The organism is Neoaquamicrobium microcysteis (assembly GCF_008180155.1).
GTDB classification, from domain to species: Bacteria; Pseudomonadota; Alphaproteobacteria; order Rhizobiales; family Rhizobiaceae; genus Aerobium; species Aerobium microcysteis.
The window spans coordinates 1-16,551 of the sequence record NZ_VSZS01000053.1 but is presented as its reverse complement, the minus strand read 5'-3'; the positions used below and the strand labels follow the sequence as shown (position 1 = coordinate 16,551).

Annotated in this window: 16 protein-coding genes; 13 read left to right on the top strand and 3 right to left on the bottom strand. The window is 62.8% G+C overall.

What is annotated here, in order from left to right:
- The first annotated feature begins 2 nt into the window (after window positions 1–2).
- The 13 genes from nuoI (at window position 3) to FY036_RS02500 (ending at window position 13,505) form a co-directional block, all read left to right on the top strand.
- Window positions 3–494 (top strand): NADH-quinone oxidoreductase subunit NuoI, encoded by a 492-nt coding sequence (gene nuoI / locus FY036_RS02560; RefSeq protein ID WP_148913139.1) that lies wholly within the window; start codon window positions 3–5, stop codon window positions 492–494.
- Window positions 495–622: 128 nt separating this feature from the next.
- A complete protein-coding gene (locus tag FY036_RS02555; RefSeq protein ID WP_148913138.1) occupies window positions 623–1,243 on the top strand; it encodes an NADH-quinone oxidoreductase subunit J in 621 nt (206 codons plus the stop codon).
- A gap of 5 nt (window positions 1,244–1,248) precedes the next feature.
- On the top strand, window positions 1,249–1,557 hold the full coding sequence (gene nuoK / locus FY036_RS02550) for an NADH-quinone oxidoreductase subunit NuoK (RefSeq protein WP_148913137.1): 309 nt from the start codon (window positions 1,249–1,251) through the stop codon (window positions 1,555–1,557).
- Window positions 1,558–1,564: 7 nt separating this feature from the next.
- Window positions 1,565–3,547 (top strand): NADH-quinone oxidoreductase subunit L, encoded by a 1,983-nt coding sequence (nuoL, locus tag FY036_RS02545; protein ID WP_148913136.1) that lies wholly within the window; start codon window positions 1,565–1,567, stop codon window positions 3,545–3,547.
- Window positions 3,547–5,052 (top strand): NADH-quinone oxidoreductase subunit M, encoded by a 1,506-nt coding sequence (locus FY036_RS02540; RefSeq protein ID WP_148913135.1) that lies wholly within the window; start codon window positions 3,547–3,549, stop codon window positions 5,050–5,052. Before nuoL ends, FY036_RS02540 begins: the two co-directional genes overlap by 1 nt.
- Window positions 5,053–5,070: 18 nt before the next feature.
- A complete protein-coding gene (gene nuoN / locus FY036_RS02535) occupies window positions 5,071–6,507 on the top strand; it encodes an NADH-quinone oxidoreductase subunit NuoN (protein ID WP_148913134.1) in 1,437 nt (478 codons plus the stop codon).
- 3 nt (window positions 6,508–6,510) lie between these two features.
- The gene (locus FY036_RS02530) at window positions 6,511–7,329 is read left to right on the top strand and encodes a biotin--[acetyl-CoA-carboxylase] ligase (protein ID WP_148913133.1); all 819 of its coding nucleotides are present in this window, start codon (window positions 6,511–6,513) and stop codon (window positions 7,327–7,329) included.
- A gap of 18 nt (window positions 7,330–7,347) precedes the next feature.
- The gene (locus FY036_RS02525; protein WP_148913132.1) at window positions 7,348–9,015 is read left to right on the top strand and encodes a ribonuclease J; all 1,668 of its coding nucleotides are present in this window, start codon (window positions 7,348–7,350) and stop codon (window positions 9,013–9,015) included.
- A 28-nt stretch (window positions 9,016–9,043) separates the two neighbouring features.
- Window positions 9,044–9,448 (top strand): methylmalonyl-CoA epimerase, encoded by a 405-nt coding sequence (gene mce, locus FY036_RS02520; protein ID WP_148913131.1) that lies wholly within the window; start codon window positions 9,044–9,046, stop codon window positions 9,446–9,448.
- Between the two features lie 4 nt (window positions 9,449–9,452).
- Window positions 9,453–9,725: a DUF1467 family protein gene (locus FY036_RS02515; RefSeq protein ID WP_148913130.1), complete on the top strand. Its 273-nt coding sequence runs from the start codon at window positions 9,453–9,455 to the stop codon at window positions 9,723–9,725.
- 485 nt (window positions 9,726–10,210) lie between these two features.
- Window positions 10,211–11,539 carry a proline--tRNA ligase gene (proS, locus tag FY036_RS02510; RefSeq protein ID WP_148913129.1) on the top strand — a complete coding sequence of 443 codons (1,329 nt, stop codon included), beginning with the start codon at window positions 10,211–10,213 and terminating at the stop codon, window positions 11,537–11,539.
- Window positions 11,536–12,822: a lipoprotein-releasing ABC transporter permease subunit gene (locus FY036_RS02505; RefSeq protein WP_148913128.1), complete on the top strand. Its 1,287-nt coding sequence runs from the start codon at window positions 11,536–11,538 to the stop codon at window positions 12,820–12,822. Before proS ends, FY036_RS02505 begins: the two co-directional genes overlap by 4 nt.
- Window positions 12,822–13,505 carry an ABC transporter ATP-binding protein gene (locus FY036_RS02500; protein ID WP_148913127.1) on the top strand — a complete coding sequence of 228 codons (684 nt, stop codon included), beginning with the start codon at window positions 12,822–12,824 and terminating at the stop codon, window positions 13,503–13,505. The genes FY036_RS02505 and FY036_RS02500 overlap by 1 nt, the downstream gene beginning before the upstream one ends.
- A 179-nt stretch (window positions 13,506–13,684) precedes the next feature.
- Here FY036_RS02500 and FY036_RS02495 read toward each other — a convergent pair whose 3' ends face one another.
- The 3 genes from FY036_RS02495 to FY036_RS02485 form a co-directional block, all read right to left on the bottom strand.
- Entirely contained in the window at window positions 13,685–14,251 is a 567-nt protein-coding gene (locus tag FY036_RS02495; protein ID WP_407941120.1) for a transglutaminase-like cysteine peptidase, read from the bottom strand.
- A 360-nt stretch (window positions 14,252–14,611) separates the two neighbouring features.
- Window positions 14,612–15,058 (bottom strand): hypothetical protein, encoded by a 447-nt coding sequence (locus tag FY036_RS02490; protein ID WP_148913125.1) that lies wholly within the window; start codon window positions 15,056–15,058, stop codon window positions 14,612–14,614.
- 303 nt (window positions 15,059–15,361) lie between these two features.
- Window positions 15,362–16,551, bottom strand: a 1,190-nt coding sequence (locus tag FY036_RS02485; RefSeq protein ID WP_148913124.1) for a reverse transcriptase domain-containing protein, incomplete at its 5' end; no start/stop codon positions are given.

Here is a 16,551-nt window from a genome sequence, read left to right as displayed (position 1 = left end):
AAATGTCCGCTCTCGCACATGCTGCCAAATCGCTGCTGCTGGCGGAGTTCGTCGGCGCGTTCATGCTGTCGATGCGCCAGTTCTTCGCGCCCAAGGCGACGCTGAACTATCCGCACGAAAAGGGCATGCTGTCGCCGCGCTTCCGTGGCGAGCACGCGCTGCGCCGCTATCCGAACGGCGAGGAACGCTGCATCGCCTGCAAGCTGTGCGAGGCGATCTGCCCGGCGCAGGCGATCACCATCGAGGCCGGGCCGCGCCGCAATGACGGCACGCGGCGCACGGTGCGCTACGACATCGACATGGTGAAGTGCATCTATTGCGGCTTCTGCCAGGAAGCCTGCCCGGTGGACGCTATCGTCGAGGGGCCGAACTTCGAGTTCGCGACGGAGACGCGCGAGGAACTCTACTACGACAAGGAAAAGCTGCTCGCGAACGGCGACCGCTGGGAGCGCGAGATCGCGCGCAACCTGAAACTCGACGCGCCCTATCGGTAGGGCTTCACAAGTGGACGGGCCGGGAAGGCTCGTCTAAGACACACGCGGATTCGCGGCCCGGAGGCGGGGCGCGGGCCGGAGCGGGGCAGGGCGATAGCGCCCGCACCTGAAAGGAACCGGGGGAACCCATGCTGACAGGACTAGAGGCGATATTCTTCTATCTGTTCGCCTTCATCGCGGTGGCGGCGGCCTTCATGGTCATTGCCGCGCGCAACCCCGTGCACTCCGTGCTCTACCTGATCCTCACCTTCTTCAACGCCGCCGCGCTCTTCCTGCTGACGGGCGCGGAGTTCCTGGCGATGATCCTGCTGGTCGTTTATGTCGGCGCCGTGGCGGTGCTGTTCCTGTTCGTCGTGATGATGCTCGACGTGGATTTTGCGGAGCTCAAGCACGGCGCGCTGCAATATGCGCCGATCGGCGCGCTTGTTGGACTGATTCTCGCGGCCGAGCTCATCATCGTTGTCGGCGGCTATACCTTCGCGCCGGAGCTTGCGACCAGCGTTGCGCAGCCCACCCCGGCGCTGAGCGAGCGCCACAATACGCAGGCGCTCGGCGACATCCTCTACACGGACTACATCTACTTCTTCCAGATTGCCGGCCTCGTGCTGCTGGTGGCCATGATCGGCGCCATCGTGCTGACGCTGCGCCACAAGCCGAACGTCAAGCGTCAGGACATCGGCGAGCAGGTGCGGCGCGTGCCGCAGACCTCAATCGAGGTCAAGAAAGTCGAGACGGGCAAGGGAATCTGAGTGTCATGGAAGTCGGCATCGCGCACTTTCTCACCGTATCGGCCATCCTGTTCACGCTGGGCGTGTTCGGCATCTTCCTCAACAGGAAGAACGTCATCGTCATCCTGATGTCGATCGAGCTGATCCTGCTGGCGGTGAACATCAATTTCGTCGCCTTCTCGGCCGCGCTCGGCGATCTCGTCGGCCAGGTCTTCGCACTGTTCGTGCTGACGGTGGCTGCGGCAGAAGCCGCTATCGGACTTGCAATTCTCGTCGTCTTCTTCCGCAACCGCGGCTCGATCGACGTCGAAGACGTCAACATGATGAAGGGCTGAGCGGATCATGTATCACGCCATAGTCTTCCTTCCGCTTCTCGGCTTCCTGATCGCCGGCCTTTTTGGCCGCTCGATCGGTGCGAAGGCGTCGGAATATGTAACCACCGGCCTGCTCATCGTCTCAGCCGCGCTTTCGTGGGTGGCTTTCTTCACCGTTGCGTTCGGCGACGGCGCGGCATTCACCGTGCCGGTTCTGCGCTTCATCCAGTCGGGCGCGCTCGACGTGTCGTGGGCGCTGCGCATCGATACGCTCACCGTCGTCATGCTGGTGGTGGTCAACACCGTCTCGGCGCTGGTGCACGTCTATTCCATCGGCTACATGCACCACGACCCGCACCGGCCGCGCTTCTTCGCCTACCTGTCGCTGTTCACCTTCGCCATGCTGATGCTGGTGACGGCCGACAACCTCGTGCAGATGTTCTTCGGCTGGGAAGGCGTGGGTCTAGCCTCCTACCTGCTGATCGGCTTCTGGTACAAGAAGCCTTCGGCCAATGCCGCCGCCATCAAGGCGTTCGTGGTCAACCGCGTCGGCGATTTCGGCTTCCTGCTCGGCCTGTTCGGCGTCTTCGTGCTGTTCGGCTCGGTCAACTTCGATACCATCTTCGCCAGCGCGGCTTCGATCGCCGAAAATCCCGAAGGTTCAGGCGAGGCGGTCTTCACCTTCCTCGGCTGGTCGCTCACGCAGGGTGGGGCGCTGACGGCCATCTGCCTGCTGCTGTTCATGGGCGCGATGGGCAAGTCGGCGCAGGTGCCGCTGCACACCTGGCTGCCAGATGCGATGGAAGGCCCGACGCCGGTCTCCGCGCTCATTCATGCCGCCACGATGGTGACGGCGGGCGTGTTCATGCTGGCGCGCTTGTCGCCGATCTTCGAGCTGTCGCACGCGGCGCTGCTGTTCGTGACCTTCATCGGCGCGATCACCGCCTTCTTCGCGGCGACCGTCGGCCTCGTGCAGAACGACATCAAGCGCGTCATCGCCTATTCTACCTGCTCGCAGCTCGGCTACATGTTCGTGGCGCTGGGCATGGGCTTCTATTCGGCGGCGATCTTCCACCTGTTCACGCACGCCTTCTTCAAGGCGCTGCTGTTCCTCGGTTCGGGCTCCGTCATCCATGCCGTTTCCGACGAGCAGGACATGCGCAACATGGGTGGGCTGCGCAAGCTCATCCCGACGACCTACTGGATGATGATTATCGGCACGCTGGCGCTGACCGGCGTCGGCATCCCGACGACGATCATCGGCACCGCCGGCTTCTTCTCCAAGGACGCGATAATCGAAGGTGCGTTTGCCGGGCACAACGGGCTCGCCGGCTTTGCCTTCACGCTGCTTGTCGTGGCCGCCGCCTTCACCAGCTTCTATTCCTGGCGCCTGATCTTCATGACGTTCCACGGCAAGCCGCGCGCGAGCCACGACGTGATGCACCACGTGCATGAATCGCCGCCGGTCATGCTTGTGCCGCTGTTCATCCTTGCCGCAGGCGCGCTGTTTGCCGGCGTCATCTTCCACGATGCGTTCATCGGCTACGGCCACGACGATTTCTGGAAGGGTGCGCTGTTCCTGCTGCCGGACAACCACATCCTGCACGAGTTCCACGACGTGCCGCTGTGGGTGAAGCTCGCCCCGCTGGTGGCGATGGTCGGCGGGTTCGTAACGGCCTACCATTTCTACATCCGCTCGCCGGAGACGCCGAAGCAGCTGGCCGCGCAGCATCAGGGGCTCTACCAGTTCCTGCTCAACAAGTGGTATTTCGACGAGCTCTACGACCTCGTGTTCGTGAAGCCCGCCATGCGCCTCGGCCGCTTCCTCTGGAAGAAGGGCGACGGTGCCGTCATCGACGGGCTCGGTCCTGACGGCGTGGCCGCGCGGGTGGTGGATGTCACCAACCGGGTCGTGAAGCTGCAGACCGGCTATCTCTATCACTACGCATTCGCAATGCTCATCGGTGTCGCCGCTCTCGTGACGTGGATGATGCTCGGGGGTTCCTTCTGATGACCGATTGGCCGATCCTTTCCACGGTCACCTTCCTGCCGCTCGTCGGCGTGTTCCTGATACTGCTTATCAGGGACGAGGGCGCGGCTGCGCGGCGCAACATCCGCAATGTCGCGCTGCTGACGACCGTCTTCACCTTCGTGCTTTCGCTGTTCATCTGGGCCGGCTTCGACAACTCCTATGCCGGGTTCCAAATGGTCGAGAAGGTGGACTGGCTGGACTCCGGCATCTCTTATCACATGGGCGTGGACGGCATCTCGATGCTGTTCGTCATCCTGACCACCTTCCTGATGCCGCTCTGCATCCTCGCCTCGTGGGAATCGATCGAGAGCCGCGTCAAGGAATACATGATCGCGTTCCTGATCCTGGAAACGCTGATGATCGGCGTGTTCTGCGCGCTCGACCTCGTGCTCTTCTACGTCTTCTTCGAGGCCGGCCTCATCCCGATGTTCATCATCATCGGCGTGTGGGGCGGCAAGCGGCGCGTCTACGCCTCGTTCAAGTTCTTCCTCTATACGCTGCTCGGCTCGGTGCTGATGCTGCTGGCCATCATGGCGATGTTCTGGCAGGCGGGCACCACCGACATTCCGACGCTGATGACCCACGACTTCCCTGTCGGCATGCAGCAATGGCTATGGCTGGCGTTCTTCGCGTCCTTCGCGGTCAAGATGCCGATGTGGCCGGTGCACACCTGGCTGCCGGACGCGCACGTGGAGGCGCCGACGGCCGGTTCGGTCATTCTGGCCGGCATCCTGCTGAAGATGGGCGGCTACGGCTTCCTGCGCTTCTCGCTGCCGATGTTCCCCGATGCGTCGCTCTACTTCCAGCCGCTGGTGTTCACGCTGTCGGTCGTCGCCATCATCTACACCTCGCTGGTGGCGCTGATGCAGGAGGACATCAAGAAGCTGATCGCCTACTCGTCGGTGGCTCACATGGGCTACGTGACCATGGGCATCTTCGCGATGAACCCGGAAGGCATTCAGGGCGGCATTTTCCAGATGCTGAGCCACGGCCTCGTCTCGGGCGCGCTGTTCCTGTGCGTCGGCGTGGTCTACGACCGGATGCACACACGCGAGATCGACGCATATGGCGGCCTCGTCAACAACATGCCGAAATACGCCGTCGTGTTCCTCATCTTCACGATGGCGAATGTGGGCCTGCCGGGCACGTCCGGTTTCGTGGGCGAGTTCCTGACGCTGCTCGGCGTGTTCCGGGTCAATACGTGGGTCGCGCTGTTCGCAGCCACGGGCGTCATCCTTTCGGCAGCCTACGCGCTGTGGCTCTACCGCCGCGTCGTCTATGGCGCGCTGACCAAGGAGAGCCTGAAAGGCCTGCTAGACCTGTCGACCCGCGAGAAGCTCATCATCTACCCGCTGGTGTTCTTCGTGATCCTCTTCGGTGTCTACCCCGCGCCCATCCTCGATGTGACGGCGGCGTCGGTCGAGGCGCTGGTCAACAACGTAACCCTGTCGATCGAGGCCACGCAGGCCGCGGCGCTGCAATAGGAAGCCGGAACGGACATCATGACGGCAGAACTCTATAACAGCCTGATCCTCGCCACACCGGAGCTGATGCTTGCGGTGGGCGCGATGGCGCTGCTGATGATCGGCGTGTTCTCCGGCGAGCGCGCCAACACCACCGTGACCGGTCTTGCCATCGCCCTGCTGATCGGCGCGGGCGGCTGGATGCTGGTCTTTACCGGTGACGGCGTGGGCTTCGGCGGCGCATTCGTCAGCGATCCGTTCGCGCGCTTCATGAAGGTGCTGACGCTGGTCGGCTCCGTCGTGACGCTGATCATGTCGGTGGGCTTTGCGCGCGAGCAGAAGTTTGACAAGTTCGAGTATCCGGTGCTGATCGTGCTGGCGACGCTCGGCATGATGCTGATGGTTTCGGCCAACGACATGCTGGCGCTCTATATGGGCCTCGAGCTTCAGTCGCTGGCGCTCTACGTCGTAGCCGCCATTAATCGCGACAATCTGCGTTCCACCGAGGCGGGCCTGAAATACTTCGTGCTCGGCGCGCTGTCGTCGGGCATGCTGCTCTACGGTATCTCGCTGATCTACGGCTACACCGGCAACACCGGGTTCGACGCCATCGCCGCAGCGCTGTCGGGCGGCGAGCGCCAGCTCGGCGTGGTGTTCGGCCTCGTCTTCGTGCTGGCCGGCCTTGCCTTCAAGATATCGGCAGTGCCGTTCCACATGTGGACGCCCGACGTCTATGAAGGCGCGCCAACGCCGGTGACGGCGTTCTTCGCCGCAGCTCCCAAGATGGCCGCCATGGCGCTTCTGGTGCGGGTGACCGTGGGGGCGTTCGAGCCGGTTGCCGCCGACTGGCAGCAGATCGTGGTCTTCATCGCCATCGCGTCGATGCTCCTGGGTGCTTTCGCCGCCATCGGCCAGACCAACATCAAGAGGCTGATGGCGTACTCCTCCATCGCGCATATGGGCTTTGCGCTGGTCGGCCTCGCGGCCAACAGCCAGGCCGGCGTGCGCGGCGTGGCCATCTACATGCTGATCTACCTGGCGATGACGCTCGGCACCTTCGCCTTCATCCTGGCGATGCGGCGCGAGGAGGGCAATGTCGAGCGCATCGACGATCTTGGCGGGCTGGCCTCGACCAACCCGGTGATGGCGACGATCCTGACCATCCTGATGTTCTCGCTGGCGGGCATTCCGCCGCTCGCGGGCTTCTGGGGCAAGTGGTACGTGTTCCTCGCGGCCATTAACGCAGAGCTCTACGCGCTGGCCATCATCGGCGTGCTTGCCTCGGTGGTGGGTGCCTACTACTACCTGCGCATCATCAAGATCATGTGGTTCGACCAGTCCGTCGGCGGCTTCCAGCCGATGGCGGGCGAGTTGCGGCTGGTGCTGGGCGTATCCGGCGCGTTCGTCCTGTTCTATGCGGTGATCGGCGGGCCGGTCGCGCGTATGGCCGAGGCCGCCGCCAGCACCTTCTTCTAGCGCATGGGCTTTTCGCTCGCGCCCACGGCGGCGGCACTGGGATATCGGCTGGAGGCGTTCGACACGGTCGGCTCCACCAATGCGCTCGCCATGGAGCGCGCGCATCAGGGCGATCCGGGCGGGCTGTGGCTCGTCTCCAGGAAGCAGGAAGCGGGCAGGGGGCGGCGCGGCCGCCACTGGGAAACGCCGGAAGGCAACCTCGCCGCAACGCTGCTGCTGAAGCCGACCGTCGAGATCAAGGTTGCGGCGACGCTGGGCTTCGTGGCCGGGCTGGCGCTGGCCGACGCGCTGGCGGCCGCCGTTCCCGGCCGGAAGGTGGGCGTCGGCATCGATGGCGGCACGCCCATCGGCGGCGGGCGCTTCGAGCTCAAATGGCCGAACGACGTGCTGGCCGATGGCGCCAAGCTTTCGGGCATCCTGCTCGAATCGGCACTGCTGGACGAGAAGCGTTATGCGCTCGCCATCGGCATCGGCGTCAACGTGGTGGCGCATCCGCAGGATGTGCCGTATCCCGCGACGTCGCTGGCAGCGCTCGGGTCCACCTGCGACGCGGAGACGCTCTTTCTTGCGCTGTCCGACGCGTGGGTCGACAATGTGCGGCTGTGGGATGAGGGCAGGGGCCTTGCCGCGGTGCGCGAGCGCTGGCTTGGCCGGGCCGCCGGCCTTGGCGCGCATGTGGCGGTGAGGACAGAGGGACGCGTCGTGCGCGGCGTGTTCGAGACCATAGACGAGCAGTGCCGTTTCATCATTCGCGACGAGGACGGCGTCGTGACCACAATAGCCGCTGGCGACGTGCATTTCGGCGCAGTCGCCTCGGCCTGACAATCGAAAGGAGCGGGGATGGCCAGGAACAATGAGGCCGAACTGGTCTTCTGCCCCCTGGGCGGCGTCGGCGAGATCGGCATGAACTTCGCGCTCTACGGGCTTGGGCCCGCGAATGCGCGCGAGTGGATCGTGGTCGATGTGGGCGTGACGTTTCCCGACGAGCACCTGCCCGGCGTCGATCTCGTGCTGCCGGATACGCGGTTCATCGAGAGCCAGATCGACCGCCTGCGCGGCATCGTCATCACGCACGCCCACGAAGACCACTACGGCGCGCTGCTGGACCTGTGGCCGCGCCTGAAGACCAAGGTATGGATGACGCCGTTTACGGCCGGCCTGCTGGGAGCCAAGCGGCAGATGGACGGTGGGCCGCAGATCCCCGTGGAAATCTACCGCGCCGGCCAGCGCTTTCAGGTCGGGCCTTTCGACATCGAAGCTGTGGCTGTCACCCATTCGATTCCCGAGCCGGTTTCGCTGGCGATCCGCACGCCTGTGGGGCTGGTGATCCACACCGGCGACTGGAAGATCGACCCTGCGCCCACCATCGGGCCGAAGACCGACGAAGCGAAATTCCGCGCGTTGGGCGAAGAGGGCGTCACCGCGCTCATCTGCGATTCCACCAACGCGCTGCGAGAGGGAGATTCGCCCTCCGAGGAGGCAGTCGGCGACGGGCTGAAAGGCGTGATCGAAGCCGCACCCGGCCGTGTCGCGGTCACCACGTTTTCATCCAATGTCGGGCGAATCCGCTCGGTCATGGAGGCCGCGCGCGATGCGGGCCGTCAGGTGCTGGTGCTGGGCTCTTCGCTCAAGCGCGTCATCAACGTTTCCAATGAACTCGGCTATCTCGAGGGCCTGCCAGAGTTCATCGACGAGCAGGACTATGGCTTCATCCCGCGCGAGAACCTCGTCATCCTGTGCACCGGCAGCCAGGGCGAGCCGCGCGCCGCGCTGGCCAAGCTGGCGCGCGACGAGATGCGCAACGTGGCGCTCTCGCCCGGCGACACGGTCGTCTATTCCTCACGCGTCATCCCCGGCAACGAAAAGGCCATCCTCGAGACCAAGAACCTGCTGATCGAGCAAGGCATCAGGATCATCGAGGACACGGATGCGCTCGTGCACGTTTCGGGACATCCGCGCCGTAACGAACTCAGGCGCATGTACGAATGGACGCGCCCGCGCATCCTCGTCCCGGTGCATGGCGAGGCGGCGCACCTCGTGGCGCATGGCGCGCTGGGTGCGGCTTCGGGCATTCCCGAGGTGGCGCAGGTACGCAATGGCGACATGATAAAGCTGGCGCCGGGGCCGGCCGAGATCGTCGACAAGGTGCCGTTCGGCCGCATCTTCAAGGACGGGCGGCTGATCGGCACCGACGAAGACATGGGCATCCGCGACCGACGCAAGCTCTCTTATGTCGGGCACGTCGCGGTCAACGTGGTGCTGGACGACAGGCACGAGATCGCCGGCGATCCCGATCTGGTCGCCATCGGAGTCGCCAAGACGGATGCGCGCGGCGAGGACATGGAAGATGTCATGCTGGATGCGGCGATAGGCGCGATTGAAAGCATCCCGCGCGTCAGGCGAAAAGACCTCGACCTCGTGGCGGAGTCGGTGCGCCGCGCCGTCCGCGCCGCAGCAAATGAAGCCTGGGGCAAGAAGCCCATCGTGACGGTGTTCGTCACGCGATAGGCGTCGCCAACCGGAGTGAAGTGGCAGGATGCTTGGCCGTCTCAACCATGTCGCGCTTGCGGTGCCGGATATCGCGGCTGCCAGCACGCACTACCGCGAAACGCTCGGCGCGAAGGTGACTGAGCCGCAGGCTCTGCCCGAGCACGGCGTGACCGTCGTCTTCATCGATGTCGGCAACACCAAGATCGAGCTGCTGGAGCCGCTGGGCGAGAACTCGACCATCCGGCCGTTCCTCGAAAAGAACCCTGCCGGCGGGATGCACCATGTGTGCTACGAGGTGGACGACATCATCGCCGCACGCGACCATCTGAAGGCGTCAGGCGCGCGCGTGCTCGGAGATGGGGAGCCGAGGATCGGCGCGCACGGTAAGCCGGTTCTGTTCCTCCACCCGAAGGACTTTTTCGGCACGCTCGTCGAACTGGAGCAGGTGTAGCGCCATGAGCTGGGTTTCGATCTTCGCGATCTACTTCATCCTGTGGTGGGTGGTGCTGTTCGCCATGCTGCCGTTCGGTCTCAAGACGCAGGACGAGGATGGTGAGGTGACGCTGGGCACCGTTTCAAGCGCGCCGCGCGGCTCGCATATGCTCGGCGCGGTGATCCGGACGACGATCGTCTCCGGCATCATCTTCGCGGCCTTCTATATCGCCGTCGTCTATTATGGATTCTCCTTCGACAACATTCCGCATATCGGCCCGTCGGCTACGCGCTGAGGCGCGCCGCGCTTGCGTATGCTTCAAGTCGAAAGCGGGCGACCCGCGTTTGGCTTGCGGGACGTCGTCGCCTTGTCGCCGATTAATTTCGATGCACAAAAAAAATGCAAGGCCGAAGCCTTGCAATTTAAACGCGTCCGATCTGTTTCCGTTTGACGGCGGCGGCGGAAAATCGCGCCTAGATCGCATCCTCCCAAGACTTTGACCGCGTAGGAGAGCGGATTATTGCTCCGCCCTCTCGGTTATGGGGGGCACATTAGACCAACCGAACATGCCGTGTCACGAAAAATATTGCGCGGATATGACGCGACTTGTGCTGCGCTGCACAAAAACGCGGCAACCGATGCCCAGCATTAGTACAGTGCGGGGGAAAGCCGACGCGGCCGGGTTCGGGTTTCCATTCCGCCATGAAATCGCTATGAAGCCGAAGCAAATGGACCCCCGGCGCGAATGATTCCGCAGCGCCTTTCTTTCACGGATATCCCATGCGTCTGTCGCGTTACTTTTTGCCCATCCTCAAGGAGAATCCGCGCGAGGCCGAGATCGTCTCGCACCGCCTCATGCTGCGCGCCGGAATGCTGCGCCAGCAGGGTGCAGGCTCGTTCTCCTGGCTGCCGATGGGCAAGAAGGTGCTCGACAAGGTCTGCGCCATCATCCGCGAGGAGCAGGACAGGGCGGGCGCGCAGGAAATCCTCATGCCGACCATTCAGTCCGCCGAGCTGTGGCGGGAGAGCGGCCGCTATGACGACTACGGCAAGGAGATGCTGCGCATCCAGGATCGCCACGAGCGCGACATGCTCTACGGTCCGACGAACGAGGAGATGGTCACCGACATCTTCCGCAGCTACGTCAGGTCCTACAAGGATTTGCCGCTGAACCTCTACCACATCCAGTGGAAGTTCCGCGACGAGGTGCGCCCGCGCTTCGGCGTGATGCGTTCGCGCGAGTTCCTGATGAAGGACGCCTATTCCTTCGATCTCGCCTATGAGGGCGCGCGCGCTGCCTATAACCGGATGTTCGTTTCCTACCTGCGCACTTTCGAGCGGGTGGGCATGAAATCGATCCCGATGCGCGCAGATACCGGCCCCATCGGCGGCGATCTATCGCACGAATTCATCATTCTCGCGGAGACCGGCGAAAGCGCCGTCTTCTGCCATCGCGATTTCCTCGACATGAAAGTGCCGGGCGCCGATGTCGATTATGCCGACGACGCAGGCATCGCCCGCATCGTCAAGGACTGGACGACGCCCTACGCCGCGACCGAGGAAATGCACGACGACAAGGCCTGGGATGCCGTCGCCGATGGCGACAAGGTCGCCGCACGCGGCATCGAGGTCGGCCACATCTTCCATTTCGGCGAGAAATATTCGAAGCCCATGGGTGCGAAGGTGACCGGGCCTGACGGCAAGGAGCACTTCGTCTCGATGGGCTCCTACGGCATCGGTCCCAGCCGCCTCGTCGCCGCCATCATCGAGGCTAGCCACGACGAGAACGGCATCATCTGGCCGGAGGCGGTCGCGCCGTTCGATATGGCGCTCATCAATATGAAGGCGGGCGACGCGGAATGTGACCGAGCCTGCGACGAGCTTTACGCGGCGCTATCGGCTGCCGGCTGCGACGTGCTCTATGACGACACTGACCAGAGGCCCGGCGGCAAGTTCGCTACCGCCGACCTCATCGGCCTTCCGTGGCAGATCATCGTCGGACCGCGCGGTGTTGCGGCCGGCGAGGCCGAAATCAAGAACCGCAAGACCGGCGAGCGGGAGACGATACCGCTTTCGGCGGTCGCCGCCCGGTTTGGAAAATCTCTATGAGCGAGGCGCCGCCAAGGAAACTCGCGGGCGCCGGCCCGTTCTCCGCGTTTGAGCGGATGGTGGCGTGGCGCTATCTGCGCTCGCGTCGCAAGGACACGGTGATCTCCGTCATCTCGCTGATCTCGTTCGTGGGCATCATGTTGGGCGTGGCGACCCTCATCATCGTCATGGCGGTGATGAACGGGTTTCGAGCGGAGCTGCTGACGCGCATTCTCGGCGTCAACGGCCACCTGATCGTGCAGCCGATCGACCGGGTCTTCGACGACTATGCCGAGGTGGCAGGGCGCATCGAGGGCGTTGAAGGCGTGCGCTATGCCATTCCGCTGGTCGAAGGTCAGGTGCTCGCCTCGGGCCGCATCGGGGCCGGCACCGGCGCGCTGGTGCGCGGTGTGCGCGAAACCGACATGGCGAAGCTCGACCTTGTCTACAACAACGTGCGGTTTGGAACGCTGGAAGGTTTCGATGAGGCGGACGGTGTAGCCATCGGGCGCCGCATGGCCGACAATCTGGGGCTCGCCGTGGGCGACGGCATCCAGCTCGTCGCGCCTGAAGGCGACGTGACGCCTTTCGGTGTTACACCCCGGCAGAAGATTTATCCGGTGGTAGCGATCTTCGAGGTCGGCATGTCGGAATATGACGGCTCGATCATCTACATGCCGCTGCAGGAAGCACAGCTCTATTTCAATTCAGAAGGCGTGGTGCAGAGCATCGAGGTGTTCGTCAACGATCCCGATGCGGTCGACGCGCTGCGTGTGCCGGTGGAGGTTGCCGCACAGCGGCAGATCTACGTGACAGACTGGCGACAGCGGAACCAGACCTTCTTCTCGGCCCTGCAGGTCGAGCGCAACGTGATGTTCATGATCCTGACGCTGATCGTGCTTGTAGCCGCGCTAAACATCATCTCCGGCCTCATCATGCTGGTGAAGGACAAGGGGCGCGACATCGCCATTCTGCGCACGATGGGCGCGACGAGCGGCGCGGTGATGCGCATCTTCATGATGACGGGGGCCGCCATCGGCGTGACGGGCACGCTCGCCGGCGTGGCGCTCGGCATCGTGGTCTGCCTCAACGTCGAATCCATCCGCCAGTTCTTCTCGTGGCTGTCGGGCACGACGCTGTTCAACCCCGAACTCTATTTCCTCAGCCAGCTGCCGGCACGGATGGACGTGCAGGAAACCGTGTCCGTCGTGCTCATGGCGCTGGTGCTGTCGTTCGTTGCGACGCTGTTCCCCGCGTGGCGTGCGTCCAAGCTCGATCCCGTCGAAGCGTTGCGGTACGAATGATGACCAACGGCCTCCTGCTGGAACTCAAAGCCGTCGATCGCCGCTACGACGAGGGCACGCGCAAGCTGACGATCCTCGACCAGGCGGATTTTTCGCTGAAGCACGGGGAGATGGTGGCGCTCGTGGCGCCGTCGGGTGCGGGCAAATCGACGCTGCTGCATACGGCTGGGCTGCTCGAATGGCCCGACGGCGGCGACGTGATCCTCAACGGGCGTGCCTGCGGCCGGCTGAGCGATGATGAGCGCACAGCGATCCGGCGCAACGATATCGGTTTCGTCTACCAGTTTCACCACCTGCTGCCCGAGTTCTCGGCCGTCGAGAACATCATGATGCCGCAGCTCGTGTGCGGCCTATCGCGGGCTCAGGCGCGCGAGCGGGCCCTGCAGTTGCTGGACTACATGAAGATCGGCGAGCGGGCGGAGCATCGCCCGGCCGAGCTGTCGGGCGGCGAGCAGCAGCGCGTGGCGATCGCGCGGGCGGTGGCAAACGCGCCGCTGCTGCTGCTTGCGGACGAGCCGACCGGCAACCTCGATCCGGCCACGGCGTCCTATGTTTTCGACGCGTTGGAGGCGCTGGTGCGCCATTCCGGCCTGTCGGCGCTCATCGCCACGCACAACCACGAGCTGGCTGCCCGGATGGACCGGCGCGTGACGCTCGAGGGCGGAAAGGTCGTCGATTTCTGACCCATCGGATCATCCCCGGCAACGCGCCGCGACATCGGATGCCAGGGTGAAAAAGGCGGAGCCGACCCTTTGGGGAAGGGCCGGCTCCTGAACCCGGTCGTTGGGGACGGGGAGGGTGGGGACTCGACCGGGTTGTCCCTTGGCCGCGGCGAAACCGCCGCGACGATTTCCCGTTTCTGCTACCTGTTCGAGCTGACGCTGCCGACCAGAACGTTGCGGCCGTCGTCGATCGAAACCCACATGCCGGCGTGGCGTGCGGACTGGCGCTTGAGAAACTGATAGTCCGTCTCGGTCCAGGCCAGAACGCGGGGCTCGAGATTGTCGAGCACGAAGTCGCCCATATTGGTGCTGACGGTCAGAACGGCATGGCCGTCGCCGTTTGGCTGGCGCACCACGGTGATGAGCAGGTTGGAGGCGGGCACGCCGGCCTGTATCAGGCGGCGGCGCTTCTCCAGCACGTAGTCCTCGCAGTCGCCGTAGCCGTTGACCGGATAGGACCAGTATTCCTCGACGCCCCACATCTCCATGTCGGTGCGCGGCGTGACCATTGTGTTGACGAGGTTGTTGACTTCGACGATCTTGGCCCATAGCGGCCGCGTCAGCTCCACGGGCCGCGCCTGATTCATTTTGGCGCATTCCTGCGGCGTACGCTGGCAGAACTCGTAGTGACCGACCGGCTGCGTCGAAAGCCCGCCCGTCGGCATGAACGATTGTGCGGAAGCGCTCCCCACGCCGGCACCGAGCATGGCGACGGCGAGCGCCGCATGCCGCATCCCTCTCTTGATCCCCATCGTGTCGTCTCCCCGTTGACGACACCGTTATTGCAGATGCGACTTTATTCCACGCAAAGTTGCGCAGTACAACTTTGTTCAAATCAAGATGTAAGTTTCAGATAAACAGAATAAAACAAGTATAAAATTGAAATCAAATTTGTCTAAAATTTTATCGATCGTTCAACGGGGTGATTGATGACGCGACGTGGTCGCACGCGGAGCGTCGCGGAGGTTGGGGGCACGGGTGTTCGTACCCCGCCAGGGAAGACGAGGCCATGCACCCTGAGCCTGCCATGGAAATGGCAGGGATGGGGCTGAAAGCGAACCGGCAAATCACGAGGTGTCCGGCGCGGGGCTGGGATACGGTGCGCCAAGGGCTGCCGCTGCGAGCCTGAGCAGGGAGCCGAGCGCGTCGCACAGCGCCGGTATGCGGACGGATGGCGATGCGGCGGGTTTACGGCTGGCCAGCCTGCAGGATGCACAAAGCAACCTTGCCTGCCTGTCCAGTTGCCGGGCCAGCGCGCGAAGGCTGGCCGCGAGCCTCATTGCATCCGCCGGGCCTGTGCCCGAAGGCACGACCGGCATCACCTCAAATGGCGTGTCGCCGTAGACGAAATCGCGCGCCACGGCCTCGGCCTGCCGCAGCAACCACACAACCAGGCTGCGGACGAGGGGCGACCGCCCGGCGGCACGCTCGGCCAGAACCGCAAGCGCGCAGAGCAGGGCGACGATGCGGCCGAGTGCCTCCCGCTCCTCCTCCAGTGCCTCGTTCCAGTCCATTGCCGTCGCTCGGTTATCTGGCGGGCATTGTCCGGGAGGTGCGGAGGGAGGTGGACAGGATTTTCGGCGCACTGCTGACCGATGCTGACAAGGGGAGGTGCCCGACCGCGACCGGGCGCGATGCGGGGACGGGGAGTGTGGGGTGGGGAGCGGACTGGCGGGTTTCGGCGGGTGAGAGAAAGCGGAATTTCAGCTTGCAGCGCCGAGCTTCGGCGGCAAGGCGCCCCCCATGTCGTTCGCCACCTCTACGCATTCTCTAAGACGGAAATAGTGACAGACCTGAACGTGAACTGGATTACCCGCCTAGCTGAACGGCGTCATGTCGTTTTCCAGTTGCGAAACTTCTTTGCGCACGATTTTCGCAAATGCGCGATCGATCCGATCTTGCGGCCAAGTCATAACCTCTGCACCCTCACGACCCATCATGTCGGCGATGAGCGACACCTTCTGCGCCTTTGTATATTCATCAAAACGAGGAATATACTTTGTATTGTCCAAATTATAGCGAATCTCGTAGTAGGTTTTTACGAATTTTTTGGGTCTGCCAAACTGATCCATGCCTGCAAGTTGCCATGCTCGCGCCACGAATTTATCAAGCCTTTTGAGTTGCTTGATGTCTGTCGTCATTGAGAAAAAGAACATCCATCCTCGCCTCTTTTGATCAAATATACATCCCGTTATTTTGATATTTAGGCGTCGCAGAATTTTTTTGTTATTCGTCGTATGTTTGGCCGCAGTCAGGACACCCATTATGGTCTCCATCATGCGGCGGTATGACGAGCGTCGGACGGATACGATGTTCGGCTTGACGTAATACCCGAGATAATCAACGCCGGTATTAAGCGGAACGATCTTGCTTTTGCTGCCCTCGGTTTGGGGATGACACTGCAGACCGATTTTTTCTAGCTGTTTCGCAATGAAGGCAAATGCCTTCGCAGCGTTCTCCGTCTTACAGACTACGATAATGTCATCGACGTACCGAAAATACGAGTAACGCGACCGCATCATCTCATCGAACCGGGTCATGTAGATGGCCGACAAAATGTTAGAGATACTCAACCCTTGGGGAACGCCCATCAGTGACTTCTGGGCCGACGAAGTGCCAGTTGCGGTTTGGATTGCCGTCTCGATCAATTTGAGCAATTCACGGGTTCGGACACGTGACCTAACCCGCTTCATAAGCAGTTCGTGGACGATGCTGGGATAGAAGTGTTGAACGTCAATCTGCACAAACGAATGGTCGTTATCTAAAGGTCCAATTAGGTCCGAAATCTCATGGATGTAGTGGTGTGGTGCAGCCTGACGTTTATCTTCGAAGCACTCAATCAAGACATTGTTGATTGCTCGCAAGACAATCCGATCACGCACAGTTGCAATGGATATTGGCCTGCCCCTATGAGGTGGTCCGGTTTCAGTTTTAATGCATGATCGGCTTTCCGGCCATTGCCTGTGCAGATGGTGGTGCCGTTCTACGGTTCGGCGCCGGCCAGATG

What these genes read in the sequence shown, in the direction of transcription:
- nuoI (WP_148913139.1), top strand. Translation starts at nt 3, where the DNA reads ATGTCCGCTCTCGCACATGCTGCCAAATCGCTGCTGCTGGCGGAGTTC.
- FY036_RS02555 (WP_148913138.1), top strand. Translation starts at nt 623, where the DNA reads ATGCTGACAGGACTAGAGGCGATATTCTTCTATCTGTTCGCCTTCATC.
- nuoK (WP_148913137.1), top strand. Translation starts at nt 1,249, where the DNA reads ATGGAAGTCGGCATCGCGCACTTTCTCACCGTATCGGCCATCCTGTTC.
- nuoL (WP_148913136.1), top strand. Translation starts at nt 1,565, where the DNA reads ATGTATCACGCCATAGTCTTCCTTCCGCTTCTCGGCTTCCTGATCGCC.
- FY036_RS02540 (WP_148913135.1), top strand. Translation starts at nt 3,547, where the DNA reads ATGACCGATTGGCCGATCCTTTCCACGGTCACCTTCCTGCCGCTCGTC.
- nuoN (WP_148913134.1), top strand. Translation starts at nt 5,071, where the DNA reads ATGACGGCAGAACTCTATAACAGCCTGATCCTCGCCACACCGGAGCTG.
- FY036_RS02530 (WP_148913133.1), top strand. Translation starts at nt 6,511, where the DNA reads ATGGGCTTTTCGCTCGCGCCCACGGCGGCGGCACTGGGATATCGGCTG.
- FY036_RS02525 (WP_148913132.1), top strand. Translation starts at nt 7,348, where the DNA reads ATGGCCAGGAACAATGAGGCCGAACTGGTCTTCTGCCCCCTGGGCGGC.
- mce (WP_148913131.1), top strand. Translation starts at nt 9,044, where the DNA reads ATGCTTGGCCGTCTCAACCATGTCGCGCTTGCGGTGCCGGATATCGCG.
- FY036_RS02515 (WP_148913130.1), top strand. Translation starts at nt 9,453, where the DNA reads ATGAGCTGGGTTTCGATCTTCGCGATCTACTTCATCCTGTGGTGGGTG.
- proS (WP_148913129.1), top strand. Translation starts at nt 10,211, where the DNA reads ATGCGTCTGTCGCGTTACTTTTTGCCCATCCTCAAGGAGAATCCGCGC.
- FY036_RS02505 (WP_148913128.1), top strand. Translation starts at nt 11,536, where the DNA reads ATGAGCGAGGCGCCGCCAAGGAAACTCGCGGGCGCCGGCCCGTTCTCC.
- FY036_RS02500 (WP_148913127.1), top strand. Translation starts at nt 12,822, where the DNA reads ATGACCAACGGCCTCCTGCTGGAACTCAAAGCCGTCGATCGCCGCTAC.
- FY036_RS02495 (WP_407941120.1), bottom strand. Translation starts at nt 14,251, where the DNA reads ATGCTCGGTGCCGGCGTGGGGAGCGCTTCCGCACAATCGTTCATGCCG.
- FY036_RS02490 (WP_148913125.1), bottom strand. Translation starts at nt 15,058, where the DNA reads ATGGACTGGAACGAGGCACTGGAGGAGGAGCGGGAGGCACTCGGCCGC.